General features: G+C 70.5%; 11 protein-coding genes. 8 read left to right on the top strand and 3 right to left on the bottom strand.

Annotation, left to right across the window (positions count from 1 at the left end; translation table 11 throughout):
- Positions 1-317: 317 nt before the first annotated feature.
- Complete coding sequence (disA, locus tag AC068D_RS33005; RefSeq protein ID WP_478826802.1) at positions 318-1451, top strand: DNA integrity scanning diadenylate cyclase DisA; 1134 nt, start codon at positions 318-320, stop codon at positions 1449-1451.
- A gap of 439 nt (positions 1452-1890) precedes the next feature.
- Here the strand turns inward: disA and AC068D_RS33000 are convergent, their stop codons facing one another.
- Positions 1891-2697 carry a hypothetical protein gene (locus tag AC068D_RS33000; protein ID WP_478826801.1) on the bottom strand — a complete coding sequence of 269 codons (807 nt, stop codon included), beginning with the start codon at positions 2695-2697 and terminating at the stop codon, positions 1891-1893.
- Positions 2698-3131: 434 nt separating this feature from the next.
- Between AC068D_RS33000 and AC068D_RS32995 the strand changes: the two genes are divergently transcribed.
- The 5 genes from AC068D_RS32995 (at position 3132) to cseC (ending at position 7731) form a co-directional block, all read left to right on the top strand.
- On the top strand, positions 3132-4064 hold the full coding sequence (locus AC068D_RS32995) for an HhH-GPD family protein (RefSeq protein ID WP_478826800.1): 933 nt from the start codon (positions 3132-3134) through the stop codon (positions 4062-4064).
- Positions 4065-4249: 185 nt separating this feature from the next.
- Positions 4250-4864, top strand: coding sequence for a SigE family RNA polymerase sigma factor (locus AC068D_RS32990; protein WP_478826799.1), 615 nt, complete (start codon positions 4250-4252; stop codon positions 4862-4864).
- Positions 4852-5544 (top strand): hypothetical protein, encoded by a 693-nt coding sequence (locus AC068D_RS32985; protein WP_478826798.1) that lies wholly within the window; start codon positions 4852-4854, stop codon positions 5542-5544. Before AC068D_RS32990 ends, AC068D_RS32985 begins: the two co-directional genes overlap by 13 nt.
- A gap of 160 nt (positions 5545-5704) precedes the next feature.
- Positions 5705-6409 (top strand): two-component system response regulator CseB, encoded by a 705-nt coding sequence (cseB, locus tag AC068D_RS32980; RefSeq protein ID WP_478826797.1) that lies wholly within the window; start codon positions 5705-5707, stop codon positions 6407-6409.
- Positions 6406-7731, top strand: coding sequence for a two-component system sensor histidine kinase CseC (gene cseC / locus AC068D_RS32975; RefSeq protein WP_478826796.1), 1326 nt, complete (start codon positions 6406-6408; stop codon positions 7729-7731). Before cseB ends, cseC begins: the two co-directional genes overlap by 4 nt.
- Before the next feature lie 128 nt (positions 7732-7859).
- Here cseC and AC068D_RS32970 read toward each other — a convergent pair whose 3' ends face one another.
- Positions 7860-9437 carry an MDR family MFS transporter gene (locus AC068D_RS32970; RefSeq protein WP_478826836.1) on the bottom strand — a complete coding sequence of 526 codons (1578 nt, stop codon included), beginning with the start codon at positions 9435-9437 and terminating at the stop codon, positions 7860-7862.
- A 148-nt stretch (positions 9438-9585) separates the two neighbouring features.
- Between AC068D_RS32970 and AC068D_RS32965 the strand changes: the two genes are divergently transcribed.
- Entirely contained in the window at positions 9586-10149 is a 564-nt protein-coding gene (locus AC068D_RS32965; protein WP_478826795.1) for a TetR/AcrR family transcriptional regulator, read from the top strand.
- A 3-nt stretch (positions 10150-10152) separates the two neighbouring features.
- Here AC068D_RS32965 and AC068D_RS32960 read toward each other — a convergent pair whose 3' ends face one another.
- A complete protein-coding gene (locus tag AC068D_RS32960; protein ID WP_478826794.1) occupies positions 10153-10770 on the bottom strand; it encodes a M23 family metallopeptidase in 618 nt (205 codons plus the stop codon).
- A gap of 537 nt (positions 10771-11307) precedes the next feature.
- Here AC068D_RS32960 and AC068D_RS32955 point away from each other — a divergent pair.
- Complete coding sequence (locus AC068D_RS32955) at positions 11308-14199, top strand: NACHT domain-containing protein (protein ID WP_478826793.1); 2892 nt, start codon at positions 11308-11310, stop codon at positions 14197-14199.
- Positions 14200-14294 lie beyond the last annotated feature (95 nt).

The raw sequence follows: 14294 nt of genomic DNA, 5'->3' as shown, positions 1-14294 counted from the left end.
GTCCGCCCCGGGGTCCGGCCGACCCGGGACGGCGGACGGTGAGGGCTCGGGCCGTGAGGGCCGGATCACGCGGTGGGCGACGGCCGGACGCGGCACCACCGGGACAGGCCGGCCCATGGGGAGCAGCTGGATCCGGGGGTCCGCGGGGCGGAGGGGAAGTCGGTGAAGGGCCGGGGCGACGGTTGGCGCCACGGCTCGGACGAAGTCCCGGGCGAGGCTACGGGCGGCAGCCATCGTCGTACGACGCCGCCCGGGCCGGGCCGGGGTCGCTAGACTTTGCCCTGGTCTCGCCCATCCGTACGAGCCGGAGGAGTGCAGTGGCAGCCAACGACCGGGGCTCAGCACCCGGAAAGTCCGGCGGAGGCTCCGGGGGATCCGGCAAGGAGTGGCTGATGCGCGCCTCTCTGAGTGCGGTCGCCCCGGGCACCGCCCTGCGCGACGGCCTGGAGCGCATTCTGCGGGGTAGCACCGGCGGTCTGATCGTCCTCGGCATGGACAGGACGGTCGAGTCGATGTGCACGGGCGGCTTCGTGCTGGACGTGGAGTTCACGGCCACGCGACTGCGCGAGCTGTGCAAGCTCGACGGGGCCCTCATCCTCGACAAGGACATCACCAAGATCCACCGGGCCGGCGTGCAGCTGGTTCCTGATGCGTCCATCCCGACGGAGGAGACCGGCACCCGGCACCGGACCGCCGACCGGGTCTCCAAGCAGTGCGGCTTCCCCGTCGTGTCCGTTTCGCAGTCGATGCGGCTCATCGCGTTGTACGTGGATGGGGAGCGACGGGTCCTGGAGGAGTCCGCGGCGATCCTGTCCCGCGCGAACCAGGCGCTGGCGACGCTCGAGCGTTACAAGCTGCGGCTGGACGAGGTCGCCGGAACGCTCTCCGCGCTGGAGATCGAGGACCTCGTGACGGTCCGCGATGTCACGGCAGTCGCTCAGCGGCTGGAGATGGTGCGCCGAATCGCGACGGAGATCGCCGAGTACGTGGTGGAGCTGGGCACGGACGGCCGGCTGCTCGCGCTTCAGCTCGACGAGCTGATCGCGGGTGTCGAGCCCGAGCGGGAGCTGGTCGTCCGCGACTACGTCCCGGAACCGACCGCGAAGCGCTCCCGGACCGTCGACGAGGCGCTCGTCGAGCTCAACGCGCTGACGCACGCGGAACTGCTCGAACTGCCCATCGTGGCCCGCGCCCTGGGCTACAGCGGCTCGCCCGAGACCCTCGACTCCGCGGTCTCGCCTCGTGGTTACCGGCTGCTGGCGAAGGTCCCCCGGCTGCCGGGCGCGATCATCGAGCGGCTCGTCGAGCACTTCGGCGGCCTCCAGAAGCTCCTCGCCGCGAGCGTGGACGACCTCCAGGCGGTCGACGGCGTCGGCGAGGCGCGTGCACGCAGCGTCCGCGAGGGGCTGTCGCGGCTCGCGGAGTCGTCCATCCTGGAACGCTACGTCTGAGCCCGCGCGGGAAGGGCGGGGGACGGCTCCGCGCCCGGCCCCGCTCGTCCCGGCCCGCCTCGTCCTGTCCGGGGGCCTCCGGGAGTGACGGCTGCCCGGGCCCTGCCGGGACGCTCAGCGGAGGGGAAGGCCGCCGAGAGCGCGCCCGCTCACGGCTCACGGCGCCGAGCACCCGGCGCGCACCCGCCACCGGCATCGCGCACCGCGCCCGCTCACGGCTCACGGCGCCGAGCACCCGGCGCGCACCCGCCACCGGCATCGCGCACCGCGCCCGCTCACGGCTCACTCGCGGCGACTCCCCGTCGCAGGTCTGCCCACCGCCCACAGCGCTATCGGGCCCTGCAGCTCCCGGGTCCGGGCCCCGGACCGTGCCGCTGCGCACTTCTTCACTGCTTCTTCAGCTGCCCAGTGCCTTCGCGGCGTGCTTGCGCAGTGCAGGTCAGTCCTTGTCCAGGCGGAACGACGCCGGCGTCACGGTCGTGCCCGGGAAGGCGGCTTCGACCAGGTAGGTGCCGGGCGGAGCCTGGGACGCCGGAGGGGTGGCGCACCGGGGGGCGCTGCTACGACGGTCCCAGTCGACGGTGTGGGTGACTGTCGATTGCGCGGGGATACGCAGCAGCAGGCCGTCCGTGTCGCGCGGGCAGTCCTTCGAGGACCAGACCTCGTCGTCCTTGCTGTCGCTGATCGTCAGAACCGCGGCCTTCGGACCGAAGTCGGCCTTGCAGGCGGCGGTCGACGTGTTCTTCGCGATGAGCTGGAAGCGGGGCTTCTCGCCGGGAGCATAAGCGACCTTGACGCTGCGCAGCGTCAACTGCAACGCGGTGGAGGGGCAGTTCGGCAACGGGGATCCGGCGGGAACCTGCTGGCCCGCGGTTCCTCCGCCGTTGGACGCGCCGCCGGCGGCCGGGTCGCCGTTCTTGCCGGTGCCGTCGGAGCCGTCCGTGTCACCGGTGCCGTCGCTCCCGCCCGCGCCCTCCGGCCCGCCCGTCTCGTCCGACTCGTCGCGTCCGCCCGGCCGTTCGCTGATCGCGGGACCCGAGGGGTCGGCGCCCGGGGTGATGGAGGACGCGGGTCCTGCGCCGTTCGGCTTGCCGTCGTCACCGGTCCTGCTCCCGCCCCCGCCGCCCGAACCGACGGCCCATGCGATCAGCAGCGCGAGCATCGCCAACAGGGACAGCGCGACTGCCCTCCGTCGCCAGTAGATGGAGGAGGGGAGCGGCCCGACAGGATTGCGCAGAGATCCCACGCACCGAACTGTACGAGAGATCGGAGGCAACTCCCGCCCCACCCGCCGCCCATGACGCGCGATTTTGTCGATCATCATCACGGGTCGTACGGATCAGCCGCTTCGGGCAGACCGGTTGGCACCGATTTCGTCGGTGTGTTCGCAGTCGTCCGGGCCAGTGCCCCTGCCTGCCACACGCGTAGGGTCCCTGGTCCTGCGGTCCCGTCCATGCGGTCCCGTTCACGCGGTCCCGCTCATGCGGTCCCGTTCGTCGCACCGCACCCTGATCGCACTGCCCCGGCCGCACGGTCCGGGGCAGTGCGCGTGCGGCCGCTGCCGGCCGTGGCGGCTCGCGCTTCCGTGCCGCGGTCACGGTGACATGTACGCCGCCACGGCCCGCGTCACGGAGCGTATGCACCGCGCACGCCCCTGAACATGCCAGGATCGGACGTGCCATGACTGCGACCGAGATCCCCTCCCCCGCCGTCGACGTCTCCCTCGACGCGACCGAGCACGCCGCCGTCCTCCATGCCTCCGTCCTCGCCTGGTTCGACCAGCACGCCCGCGATCTGCCCTGGCGCCGTCCCGATGCCGGTGCCTGGGGCGTGATGGTCAGCGAATTCATGCTGCAGCAGACACCGGTGAGCCGGGTGCTGCCGGTGTACGAACAGTGGCTGGCCCGCTGGCCGCGCCCCGCCGATCTCGCCGCCGAGCCACCGGGCGAGGCAGTCCGTGCCTGGGGCCGGCTCGGATATCCGCGCCGTGCACTGCGTCTGCACGGCGCCGCGGTGGCCATAACGGAGCGGCACGGGGGCGACGTACCCCGTGAGCACGCCCAGCTGCTCGCACTGCCGGGTATCGGCGAGTACACGGCGGCGGCCGTGGCGTCGTTCGCCTACGGGCAGCGGCATCCGGTCCTCGACACGAATGTCCGCCGGGTCTTCGCCCGCGCCGCGACCGGCATCCAGTACCCGCCGAACGCGACCACGGCAGCCGAACGCCGCCTGGCCCGGGCTCTGCTGCCCGAGGACGACGCGGCCGCGGCGCGCTGGGCGGCGGCCTCGATGGAGCTCGGCGCACTCGTCTGCACCGCACGCAACGAGGACTGCGGGCGCTGCCCAATCGCGGGACAGTGCGCGTGGCGACTGACCGGGAAGCCCCCGCACGACGGGCCGCCGCGCCGCGGGCAGACGTATGCGGGAACCGACCGCCAGGTGCGCGGCAAGCTGCTGGCGGTGCTGCGCGACGCGGTCGCGCCCGTACCCCGGGCGGTACTGGACCGGGTCTGGGACGAACCGGTCCAACGGGCTCGTGCCCTGGACGGGCTGGTTACGGACGGTTTGGTCGAACCACTGGAGAATGACCGGTTCCGGTTGCCTCTCACCTGAGAATCTCCGGTAAACCCCGGCCCGTGCCGTTGTTACACAACCGATGGATGGCCGTGCGCACTCCGACGGCTGCTCCGCACAGCCTCGTGACAACAGCTCCGTAGCTTCTTGTGGCGTAGGGACCACGAGAACGCAGGCAGCACACGGCTGTCACGGGGCTTGTTACGGGGACGGAGGCGGTTGGAATGGCGCACGGCGAGGTGCTCGAATTCGAGGAGTACGTACGCACCCGGCAGGAGGCGCTGCTGCGCAGCGCCCGGCGCCTCGTCCCCGACCCGGTCGACGCCCAGGACCTGTTGCAGACCGCTCTCGTCCGGACGTACGGCCGGTGGGACGGGATCGCCGACAAGTCGCTCGCCGACGCCTACCTCCGCCGCGTCATGATCAACACGCGGACCGAGTGGTGGCGGGCCCGCAAGCTCGAAGAGGTCCCGACCGAGCAGCTGCCCGACGCAAGCGTCGAGGACGCCACCGAGCAGCACGCGGACCGCGCCCTGCTGATGGACGTCCTCAAGGTGCTCGCTCCCAAGCAGCGCAGCGTGGTCGTGCTCCGGCACTGGGAGCAGATGAGCACGGAGGAGACCGCCGCCGCACTCGGCATGTCGACAGGTACGGTGAAGAGCACGCTGCACCGGGCCCTCGCGCGGCTCCGCCAGGAGCTGGAGAGCCGTGAGCAGGAAGGCCGTGGGCTGCAGAGCCGCGGGGCCGCATCCGCCCCCGCTCGCGGGCCGCGGATCCCCGGACAGCGTGGGGAACGTACGTACGCACGTCATGAGGGGCGGGAGCGGTGCGCGGCCTAGCGGATGACGGCGCCGAGGACGGCGACAGCGCCAGAGGCGGCATCTGCCGATGGGCGGCGAGTGGCACGGCATTGGCCGCCCTCGCCGCCTTCGGGCTGCTCACGGCCGGTTGTTCGACCGGGGGGACGGGGGCCCGGGACGAGGGCCGCGCGCGCACCGATCCGGTGGCGCAGTCACCGTCCACCGCCCAGCCCTCGGTCACGTCCTCACCGGTGAAGAAGGTCGACGCGGCCCAGCTGGTACTGGACGACCCCAAGGTCAGCAAGCGGGTCAAGGCCGATCTGAAGGAGTGCGCGGAGGACGCGTACCCCGTGGACACCTCGTACGGGAACGTCACCAGCAGTCCGGTGCCCGATGTCGTGGTGAACGTGCTCACGTGCGGAGATGCCGTGGGCATCGGCACATATGTGTATCGGGACGGGGACGAGGGCTACGAGAATGTCTTCGCCGCCGAGGAGCCTGCGGTCTACTCGACGATCGACCGGGGCGATCTCGTCGTCACCAAACAGGTGTACGCGAAGGGCGATCCGGTCTCGTATCCCTCCGGTCAGATCGTGATCACGTATCGCTGGCAGGGAAGCAAGTTCATCGAGCACGACCGGGTCGAGAACGAGTTCAGCAGGTCGATGGAGGGCGGAGTCGCGGACGATGCGGATCCGACCTCGTCGCGCGACAACTGACACCGGGCAGTGCGCCCCGGGCCGGGACAACGTCCGGCCCGACCACGGCCGGCCGAAACGACAGCCGGGTACCGGCGACCACACCGACCGCACAGGCACCGAAGACACACAGAGCCGACGACAGCCGAGCGGGAACCGAGAGAGCAGCGGAGTACGCAGGATGGCCGAGACACATGTCCTGTTCGTCGAGGACGACGACGTGATCCGGGAGGCCACCCAGCTCGCGCTGGAGCGCGACGGCTTCACGGTGACCGCGATGCCGGACGGGCTGGCCGGGCTGGAGGCGTTCCGGGCGGACCGCCCCGACATCGCACTGCTCGACGTGATGCTGCCGGGGCTGGACGGCGTCAGTCTGTGCCGGCGGATCAGGGACGAGTCCACCGTTCCCGTGATCATGCTGTCGGCGCGGGCGGACTCGATCGACGTGGTGCTCGGCCTCGAGGCCGGCGCCGACGACTACGTCACCAAGCCTTTCGACGGGGCGGTCCTGGTCGCCCGGATCCGCGCAGTGCTGCGCCGATTCGGGCACGCCGGTGGTGTCGCGGGCGACTCGGGCGAACCCGGACAGCACGGCGAGGGCGGCGTCCTCACCTTCGGCGACCTCGAGGTCGACACGGAGGGGATGGAGGTGCGCCGGGCCGGCAAGCCGGTGGCACTGACCCCGACGGAGATGCGACTGCTGCTGGAGTTCTCGTCCGCGCCGGGCACGGTGCTGTCGCGGGACAAACTGCTGGAGCGGGTCTGGGACTACGGCTGGGGCGGGGACACCCGGGTCGTCGACGTCCATGTGCAGCGGCTGCGTACAAAGATCGGCCAGGACCGGATCGAAACGGTCCGCGGCTTCGGCTACAAGCTCAAGGCATGAAGCGCGTCGCCCTGCGCACCGGGGTCCGGTGGAAGATCAGCGTCGCGATCGCCGGGGTCGGGGCGCTGATCGCGTTCGCGCTGAGCCTGGTCGTGCACAACTCCGCCCGGGTCTCGATGCTCGAGAACGCCCGCGATCTGCAGATGAAGCGTCTGCTCTTCGCCCAGAGCATCTACGCGACCACCAAGCCGAAGACCGAGCCCAAGTTCGGCACGAAGCTCAACGATCCCGCGCTGCCCCGCGAACTGCGGTATCTGCTCGAGGACGGACGCCGGGGCACCTTTGTGCAGGAACACCACGACGGCGCCCCCGACATATGGGCCGCCGTCCCGCTCGGCAACGGCGATGTGCTGTCCCTGCACGGCCGCATCGGCGACCGTAGCGCCGCGATCATGCATGACCTCGACCGGGCGCTGATCATCGGCTCCGTCTCTGTGGTGTTCGCGGGCTCCGCGCTCGGCGTGCTCATCGGCGGCCAGCTCTCGCGCAGACTGCGCAAGGCCGCTGCCGCGGCCGGCAAGGTCGCCGAGGGCAACACGGAGATACGCGTCCGGAAGGCTGTCGGTGGTGTCGTACGCGACGAGACCGACGAATTGGCCCGGGCCGTGGACGCCTTGACCGACGCGCTCAACGAGCGCATCGAAGCGGAGCGCCGCGTCACCGCAGACATCGCCCATGAGCTGCGTACCCCCGTGACCGGGTTGCTCACCGCCGCCGAACTGCTTCCGCCCGGACGTCCGTCCGAGCTGGTGCGGGACCGGGCGCAGGCCATGCGCACACTGGTCGAGGACGTGCTCGAGGTCGCCCGTCTGGACGGTGCGTCGGAACGGGCCGAGCTCCAGGAGATAGCCCTGGGCGAGTTCGTCAGCCGTCGTGTCGCCGTACTGGATCCGCATGCGGTCGTGCGCGTCGTGCACGACTCCTGGGTCAACACCGATCCCCGGCGACTCGAACGCATCCTGGGCAATCTGCTGGCCAACGCGGCCAAGCACGGCAGAACACCGGTCGAAGTCTCCATCGAGGGCCGGGTCGTGAGGGTGCGCGACCACGGCCCCGGTTTTCCCGAGGCGCTGCTGCGCGAGGGGCCGAGCCGGTTCCGCACCGGCGCGAGCGACCGGGCCGGGCAGGGCCACGGGCTGGGTCTGACGATCGCGGCCGGCCAGGCACGCGTCCTCGGCGCCCGGCTGACCTTCCGCAACGCGTGTCCGGAGGGCACAGCGGCCCCCGGTGACCCCGCGAGCGGGGCGATCGCGGTGCTCTGGCTCCCCGAGCACGCCCCCACCAACAGCGGCAGCTTCGCGATCCCCCGGCTCGCGGAATGACGCGCCGAAGGCCAGGGTCCGTCCCGGTCCCGTCCGGACGCATCAGCCGCCTCGGCGGCACGCCCCGCCGACAACGGCCCCGGGTGCTGTGCACCAGGGGCCGTCGTGCTGCCGGGGTTGCGGGCCGGTCAGACCGCCTCGGCCAGCTTGGACTCGTCCTGCGGAGTACCGGCCGACGGCTTCGCGGGGCCCGCGCCCTTCAGCGGCTCCTCCTTGACGAAGAACGCCGCCAGGAAACCGATCACCGCGACGGCCGAACCGAGCAGGAAGGCCGCGTGCGTGCCGGACGACACCGCGAACTGGTACGCCTCGCGCACCTGTTCCGGCAGCTTCGCCAGGCTCGCGGCGTCCAGCTGAGCGGACTGCTGGGTGATCGCCGACCCGCCGTGGGCCGCCATCTCGCCCTGTACCCGTGAGGTGAAGAGCGCTCCCATGATCGCGACGCCGAAGGAGGAGCCGAGCGTACGGAAGAGGGTGGTGGCGGAGGATGCGACCCCCATGTCCTTCAGCTCGACGCTGTTCTGTGCGACCAACATCGTGATCTGCATCAGGAAGCCCATGCCCGCGCCGAGGACGGCCATGTAGAGCCCGGAGGTGAGCCGGGACGTACCGGTGTCCATCTGCGCCAGCAGGAACAGTCCCGCGACCATGAGCGCGCCACCGACGATCGGGAAGATCTTGTACTTTCCGGTGTTCGTGGTGACCCGGCCCGCGATCAGCGAGACGACCATCATCGACAGCAGCATCGGCAGCAGGAGCAGGCCCGAGTTGGTGGCCGATGCACCCTGCACGGACTGCTGGAACAGCGGCAGGAACAGGACCGCGCCGAACATCACGAAGCCGGTCAGGAAGCCGATCACCGACATCAGGGTGAAGTTGCGGCTGCGGAAGACGTGCAGCGGAATGACCGGCTCGGCGGCCCTGGTCTCCACGAGGAGGAAGCCGATGAGCGCCACGACCCCGAGCGCGATGAGCTCCATGATCACGGCCGAGTCCCAGGCGTACTCCGTGCCTCCCCAGGTGGTGACGAGGACGATCGAGGTGATGCCGACGGTGAGGAGCGCGGCGCCCGGATAGTCGATGCGCCCCTTGTCCGCACCCCGCTCCCGCCTCGGCAGGTGCAGCACGATGGTGATCATGGCGAGCGCCACGGCCCCCAGCGGCAGATTGATGTAGAAGCTCCAGCGCCAGCCCCAGTGGTCGGTGATGGTGCCGCCGACCAGCGGCCCGCCGATCATCGCGAGGGCCATGACGCCGGCCATCATGCCCTGGTACTTGCCGCGCTCCCTGGGCGGTATCAGGTCGCCGATGATGGCCATGACTCCGACCATCAGACCGCCGGCGCCCAGGCCCTGCACGGCGCGGAAGCCGATCAGCTGGCCCATGTCCTGCGCCATTCCGCTGAGCGCCGACCCGACGAGAAAGATCACGATCGAGGTCAGGAAGACGCCCTTGCGGCCGTACATGTCGCCGAGCTTGCCCCAGATGGGCGTGGAGGCGGCGGTGGCCAGGGTGTAGGCCGTGACCACCCAGGAAAGGTGCTCGAGGCCGCCGAGGTCGCCGACGATCGTCGGCATCGCGGTACCGATGATCATGTTGTCGAGCATGGCGAGCAGCATCGCGATCATCAGCGCGAGGAGGACGACGCGGACGCTGCGCGGCTGCGCCCCGCCCGCCCGCTGCGCACCCGGCTCCTCGGATGCCACCTTTTTCACCGGTTCCTGTCCTGCCACCGCTCCCACTCCCCTGCGCCTTACTTGCCGCCCGGCTAGTTCACTAGACTCGGGGAAGGTAGACCCGTCACTAGCCGGGCGTCAAGTAAGTAAATGCATCCGTGCGCCCCCAGGAGAGTCCATGGCGAGAGGCAACACCCGACAGCGCATTCAGGACGTCGCCCTGGAACTCTTTGCCGAGCAGGGCTACGAGAAGACCTCGCTCCGCGAGATCGCGGAGCGGCTCGAGGTCACCAAGGCCGCGCTGTACTACCACTTCAAGACCAAGGAAGACATCGTCATCAGCCTCTTCCAGGATCTGACGAGGCCGATCGACGAACTGATCAGCTGGGCGGAGGTGCAGCCGCGCACCCTGGAGACCAAACGAGAGATCCTGCGCCGCTACCAGTCGGCACTGGCCGGAGCGGCCCCGCTTTTCCGCTTCATGCAGGAGAACCAGGCCACCGTGCGCGAGCTGAGCATCGGCGAGACCTTCAAGGAGCGCATGATCACCCTGACCGGGCTGGTCCAGGAACCGGACCTGAGCATGACCGACCGGGTCCGCTGCGTCAGCGCGCTGTTCACGATGCACGCCGGCACGTTCTTGCTGCAGACCGTCGAAGGCGACCCCGAGGAGAAGCGTGAAGCCGTCCTCGAGGTCGCCATCGATCTGGTGACACAGGCCTTCCAGGCGCCGCGGGGGTGAGCGTCAGATCTTGACGCCGACACCGCTCAGGAATGCGGCGGGGTTGAGCGCAGAGCCGTAGTTCGGGGTCGTACGGATCTCGAAGTGCAGGTGGGGGCCGGACGAGTTGCCGGTGTTGCCGGACAGGGCGATGGTCTGGCCCGCCTTCACGGTCTGCCCCGCCGAGATGTTGATCTTCGACAGGTGTGCGTACTGCGAGTACTTGCCGTTGCCGTGCTTGATCACGACGGCGTTGCCGTACGCGGGGCCGTCGCCGCCGCCGTTCGGGCCGGCCTTCACCACGACGCCGGAGCTCGCGGCCTTGACCGGGGTGCCGACCGGAACGGCGAAGTCCTGGCCGGAGTGCTTGTGGGACCACATGGCGCCGCCCTGGTTGAAGCTGGCGGTCAGCGTGTAGCCGGCGACGGGCTTGACCCAGGAGCCGGCCTTCTTCGCGGCTTCGGCCTTGGCGTCCGCACCCTTGGCGACGGCGGGGGTCGCGGCCGGAGCGGTCTTCTCCGCGGCGGCGGCGACACCGGAACCGGCCCCGACGACCATCACGGCGCCGATTCCGGCGGCCACGACGGCACCACGGGTACGGAGCACGGACGAGCGGAGACGGTTGATGTTGCGCTTCGACATGCGGGAAGAACCTCCGGGCTGATCGGACATGAACTGACCCGGCGCAGGAGCACCGGGTGCCCCACCTTGGTAACCCGGCCCCCCAATCCACCTCAAACCCCCCATCTACGACATTGCGTCGTAGCCGCCGCCTTGTGAGCGGGACCCTTGACGGCTCGCCGTTTCCCAGTCCCGCCTTGTCCGAAATCTCCGGACGAAGTGTGGTTTAGGCCCATGTAGAGGCCGTGCACATGCGGACTGCGCCCCGACGGCCTCCGGACACCCTGCCGCGCGGCCAAAGGTCCCGCCCTGAACGGCCTGCAGAGCCCCGAACTTCGCCCCGCATCCCCACTAAGCCGCCTAGTAGGCTCTGAAGGGCCTGTGCGCCTTGTCACGGCCGGTGGGACCGAAGTCCTTCCGATTCGGGACCAAAGTCCCGTTAGCCACGGCGGGGTCAATGCGGCGTAGGTCACGCCGGAGGCAGCATTTTTCGGGGGGCAACACCCCCGTGGGGATCTGGTGGATCCCGGGGATCCGGGAATCCGGGGGGGAACGCTTATGGAGCCCGCACTCATCGGCACCCGGCTGGCTTCGGCGGCCGTCGCGCCCCTGCTGAAACAGCTCCTGGTCCGTGAGGGCAGCGGCGCCGCCCTCACGGACCGGCCCGTACGGCTCTCCGGGCTCGTGTCGTTCCGCGGCGAGCAGCGCACCCTGACCGAGAAGGACGTACGCAAGCTCGCCGCCACCCTCGTCGGCCGCTCGGTGACCGGTCCCGGAGAGCGCCCGTTCCCGCCCGACGAGACCGAGGCCGTCTCCGCCGCACTTGCCCGCACCCTGCTCGCCCTCGGCGACCTCGACATGGACGACGTCCAGGCCGTGCGGCACGGCCATCGGGAACTGGCACGCCGACTGCGCACCGCAACAGCGGGCCGCGCCGCCGACGGGCTCTCCGCGGACGCCACCGTCTACCTCGACTCGATCACCGAGTGGGCCTGCCTGCACGTCCTCCAGTTCTTCACCCAGCGCTCGTCCTTCATCGCCCGCACCCTGGTCGAGCAGAGCCGGGTCCAGGGCGAGCTGGTCGCGAAGCTCGACGAGCTGATCCTCCGCACTCCGCGGGCCGACGGCCGCGACGTGACCTTCGAGCGGCGCTATCTCTCCTACGTCGCGAAGAAGCACGGCAGTCTGACGATCTACGGGGTCGACCTGCACCACTCACCGCATGTGTGGCCCCTCGACCTGGCGTATCTGTCGCTGGAGGCCGCCACACCGATGGACCCCACCGCATCTGCGGCGGGGCGTCGGGAGCCGCGGGCCGGGCACGAAGCAGCAGTCCCTGCCGATGAGGCACTCGCGCGCCAGGACAGGGTCCTGCTGCGCGGCGTCGCGGGTTCCGGCAAAACCACGCTCGTCCAGTGGCTCGCCCTCTCGGCCGCCGCCCAGGACCCCGACGAGCGGATGGACCACCTCCGCGACCGCATCCCCTTCGTCCTCCCTCTGCGCACCCTCACCCGCCACGGCGAGCGGCTGCCGGCCCCCGACGGCTTCCTCGCCGCGGTCGGCTGCCCGCTCGCCCCGCCCGACGGCTGGGCCGACCGCGTTCTCTCCGGGGGCCGCGGCCTCATCCTGGTCGACGGGGTCGACGAGGTCCCCGAGGCCGAACGCGAGCGCACCCGCCGCTGGCTGCGCGATCTGCTCGCCGTGTACGACGCGGGCAACCGCTGGCTCGTCACCTCACGGCCGTCCGCCGTGGGCGACGACTGGCTCTCCCCCGACGGCTTCGCCGAGCTCACGCTGTCTCCCATGCGCCGCAACGAGGTGGCGTCGTTCATCCGGCGCTGGCACCGGGCCGCGGGCCCGGGGGCCGAGTCGTACGAGCAACCCCTGCTCGATGCCCTCCGTACCAAACAGGATCTCGCCCGCCTCGCCACCAACCCGCTGATGTGCGGCCTCATCTGCGCCCTGCACCGCGACCGCCGTGGCTTTCTGCCACGCGGCCGCAAGGCGCTCTACGAGGCCGCCCTCTCGATGCTGCTCGACCGCCGCGACCGCGAGCGGGACATGGGAACACCGTCCGGGATCGACCTTCCCGAGGCCCCGCAGATCCAGCTGATCCAACGCCTCGCGTACTGGCTGACACTCAACGGCCGTACCGAGATGGACCGTTCACGCGCCGAATCGCTCGTCCTCGGCGCGATTCCGGCGGTTCCCGAGGCAGCGGCCGTCAACGACCCCGCGGCCGTGTTCGCCCACCTGCTGCACCGCAGCGGACTGTTGCGTGAACCGTCCCCGGGCGCCGTGGACTTCGTCCACCGCACATTCCAGGACTACCTTGCCGCCAAGGCCATCGTGGACGAGTGGCACATCGGAGTGCTGACCCGCCATGCCGCTGACGACCAGTGGGAGGACGTCATCCGTATGACCGTCGCCCACGCCAGGCCCCGTGAATGCGCCGAGATCTTCGGTGAGTTGCTGGCGGCGGCCGACGCGGCCGAGGACCGCTCCACCCAGTTGCGCGTCCTGGTGGTCGCGGCGGCGGCGATGGAACAGGCGACGGAGATCTCGCCGGACGTCCGCCTCGCCCTGCTCGGGCGTACGGCGGAAGTCATCCCGCCCCGCACGTACGAAGAAGCCCGCGAACTGGCCTCGGCGGGCCCTCTCGTCCTCGACCTGCTGCCGGACTCCACCGCCGCGCACGATTCCGTGGCCGCCCATATGGCCGTCGTCGCCGCATCGCACATCCCTGCCGACGCGTCGATCCACTTCCTCGCCGGATACGCGTCACACCCGTCGTTGCTGGTCCGGTCCCAGCTCGTCTGGGCCTGGGATCGCTTCGACACCCGGCAGTACGCCGCCGAGGTCGTCGCGGCCGTGGACCCGGACGGCCTGCAGTTCACGATCCGGGACGCCGAACAGGCCGAGGCCCTGATCGCGCTGGGCGGCCGGGACTGGATCCACTTCAGCGGCGACCTCCCGGAGGAGCTGATCAACAGGACCGTGCGGGCGTGTGCACCGGCGATGATCCGCATCTCCGGGAACAGGAAGATCACGGACCTCGGCTGTCTGCACGGATCACAGGCGCCGGCATTGCTCGAAGTGGACCGCTGCACGGCGCTGACCGACCTGTCGATTCCCGGGGGCGTCCCGGTTTCGGAACTCGTGCTGGACAACGTCCAGCTCGGACTCGCCGAAGTCGTGCCACAGGCCGGCAGGCTCAGACTCGAACTGAGGAGCCGGGGGCGGTCTCTGCATCGGATCCCCCGGCTCTTCCCCGACATCACCGAGGTCGTCGTCGACCACCGCCTCCGGCAGAACTTCCTCGCCGATCTGTCGCCGCTGCACGAGCTGGAGAAATTGCGCAGCGTTCGGGCACTCGGGGCACGCGACCGGTTCTCCGGCGTGGACGGTTTCGCTCCGCACGTCCGGGTGAGCCTCGGCACATCACCGTAGGGCGGCTCCGGCCCGTGCGAAGGGGGCTGCCCCGGACCTGAGTCCGGGGCAGCCCCCTTCTTTGCCTGCTCGCCTCGCCCCAGGGGCCCGGCTCA

The organism is Streptomyces sp. NPDC043861, from assembly GCF_056435905.1.
The sequence above is the reverse complement of the archived record's forward strand: the minus strand, read 5'-3'. Positions and strand labels throughout refer to the sequence as shown.

What these genes read in the sequence shown, in the direction of transcription:
- cseC (WP_478826796.1), top strand. Translation starts at nt 6,406, where the DNA reads ATGAAGCGCGTCGCCCTGCGCACCGGGGTCCGGTGGAAGATCAGCGTC.
- AC068D_RS32955 (WP_478826793.1), top strand. Translation starts at nt 11,308, where the DNA reads ATGGAGCCCGCACTCATCGGCACCCGGCTGGCTTCGGCGGCCGTCGCG.
- AC068D_RS32995 (WP_478826800.1), top strand. Translation starts at nt 3,132, where the DNA reads ATGACTGCGACCGAGATCCCCTCCCCCGCCGTCGACGTCTCCCTCGAC.
- AC068D_RS32965 (WP_478826795.1), top strand. Translation starts at nt 9,586, where the DNA reads ATGGCGAGAGGCAACACCCGACAGCGCATTCAGGACGTCGCCCTGGAA.
- AC068D_RS32960 (WP_478826794.1), bottom strand. Translation starts at nt 10,770, where the DNA reads ATGTCGAAGCGCAACATCAACCGTCTCCGCTCGTCCGTGCTCCGTACC.
- cseB (WP_478826797.1), top strand. Translation starts at nt 5,705, where the DNA reads ATGGCCGAGACACATGTCCTGTTCGTCGAGGACGACGACGTGATCCGG.
- AC068D_RS32990 (WP_478826799.1), top strand. Translation starts at nt 4,250, where the DNA reads ATGGCGCACGGCGAGGTGCTCGAATTCGAGGAGTACGTACGCACCCGG.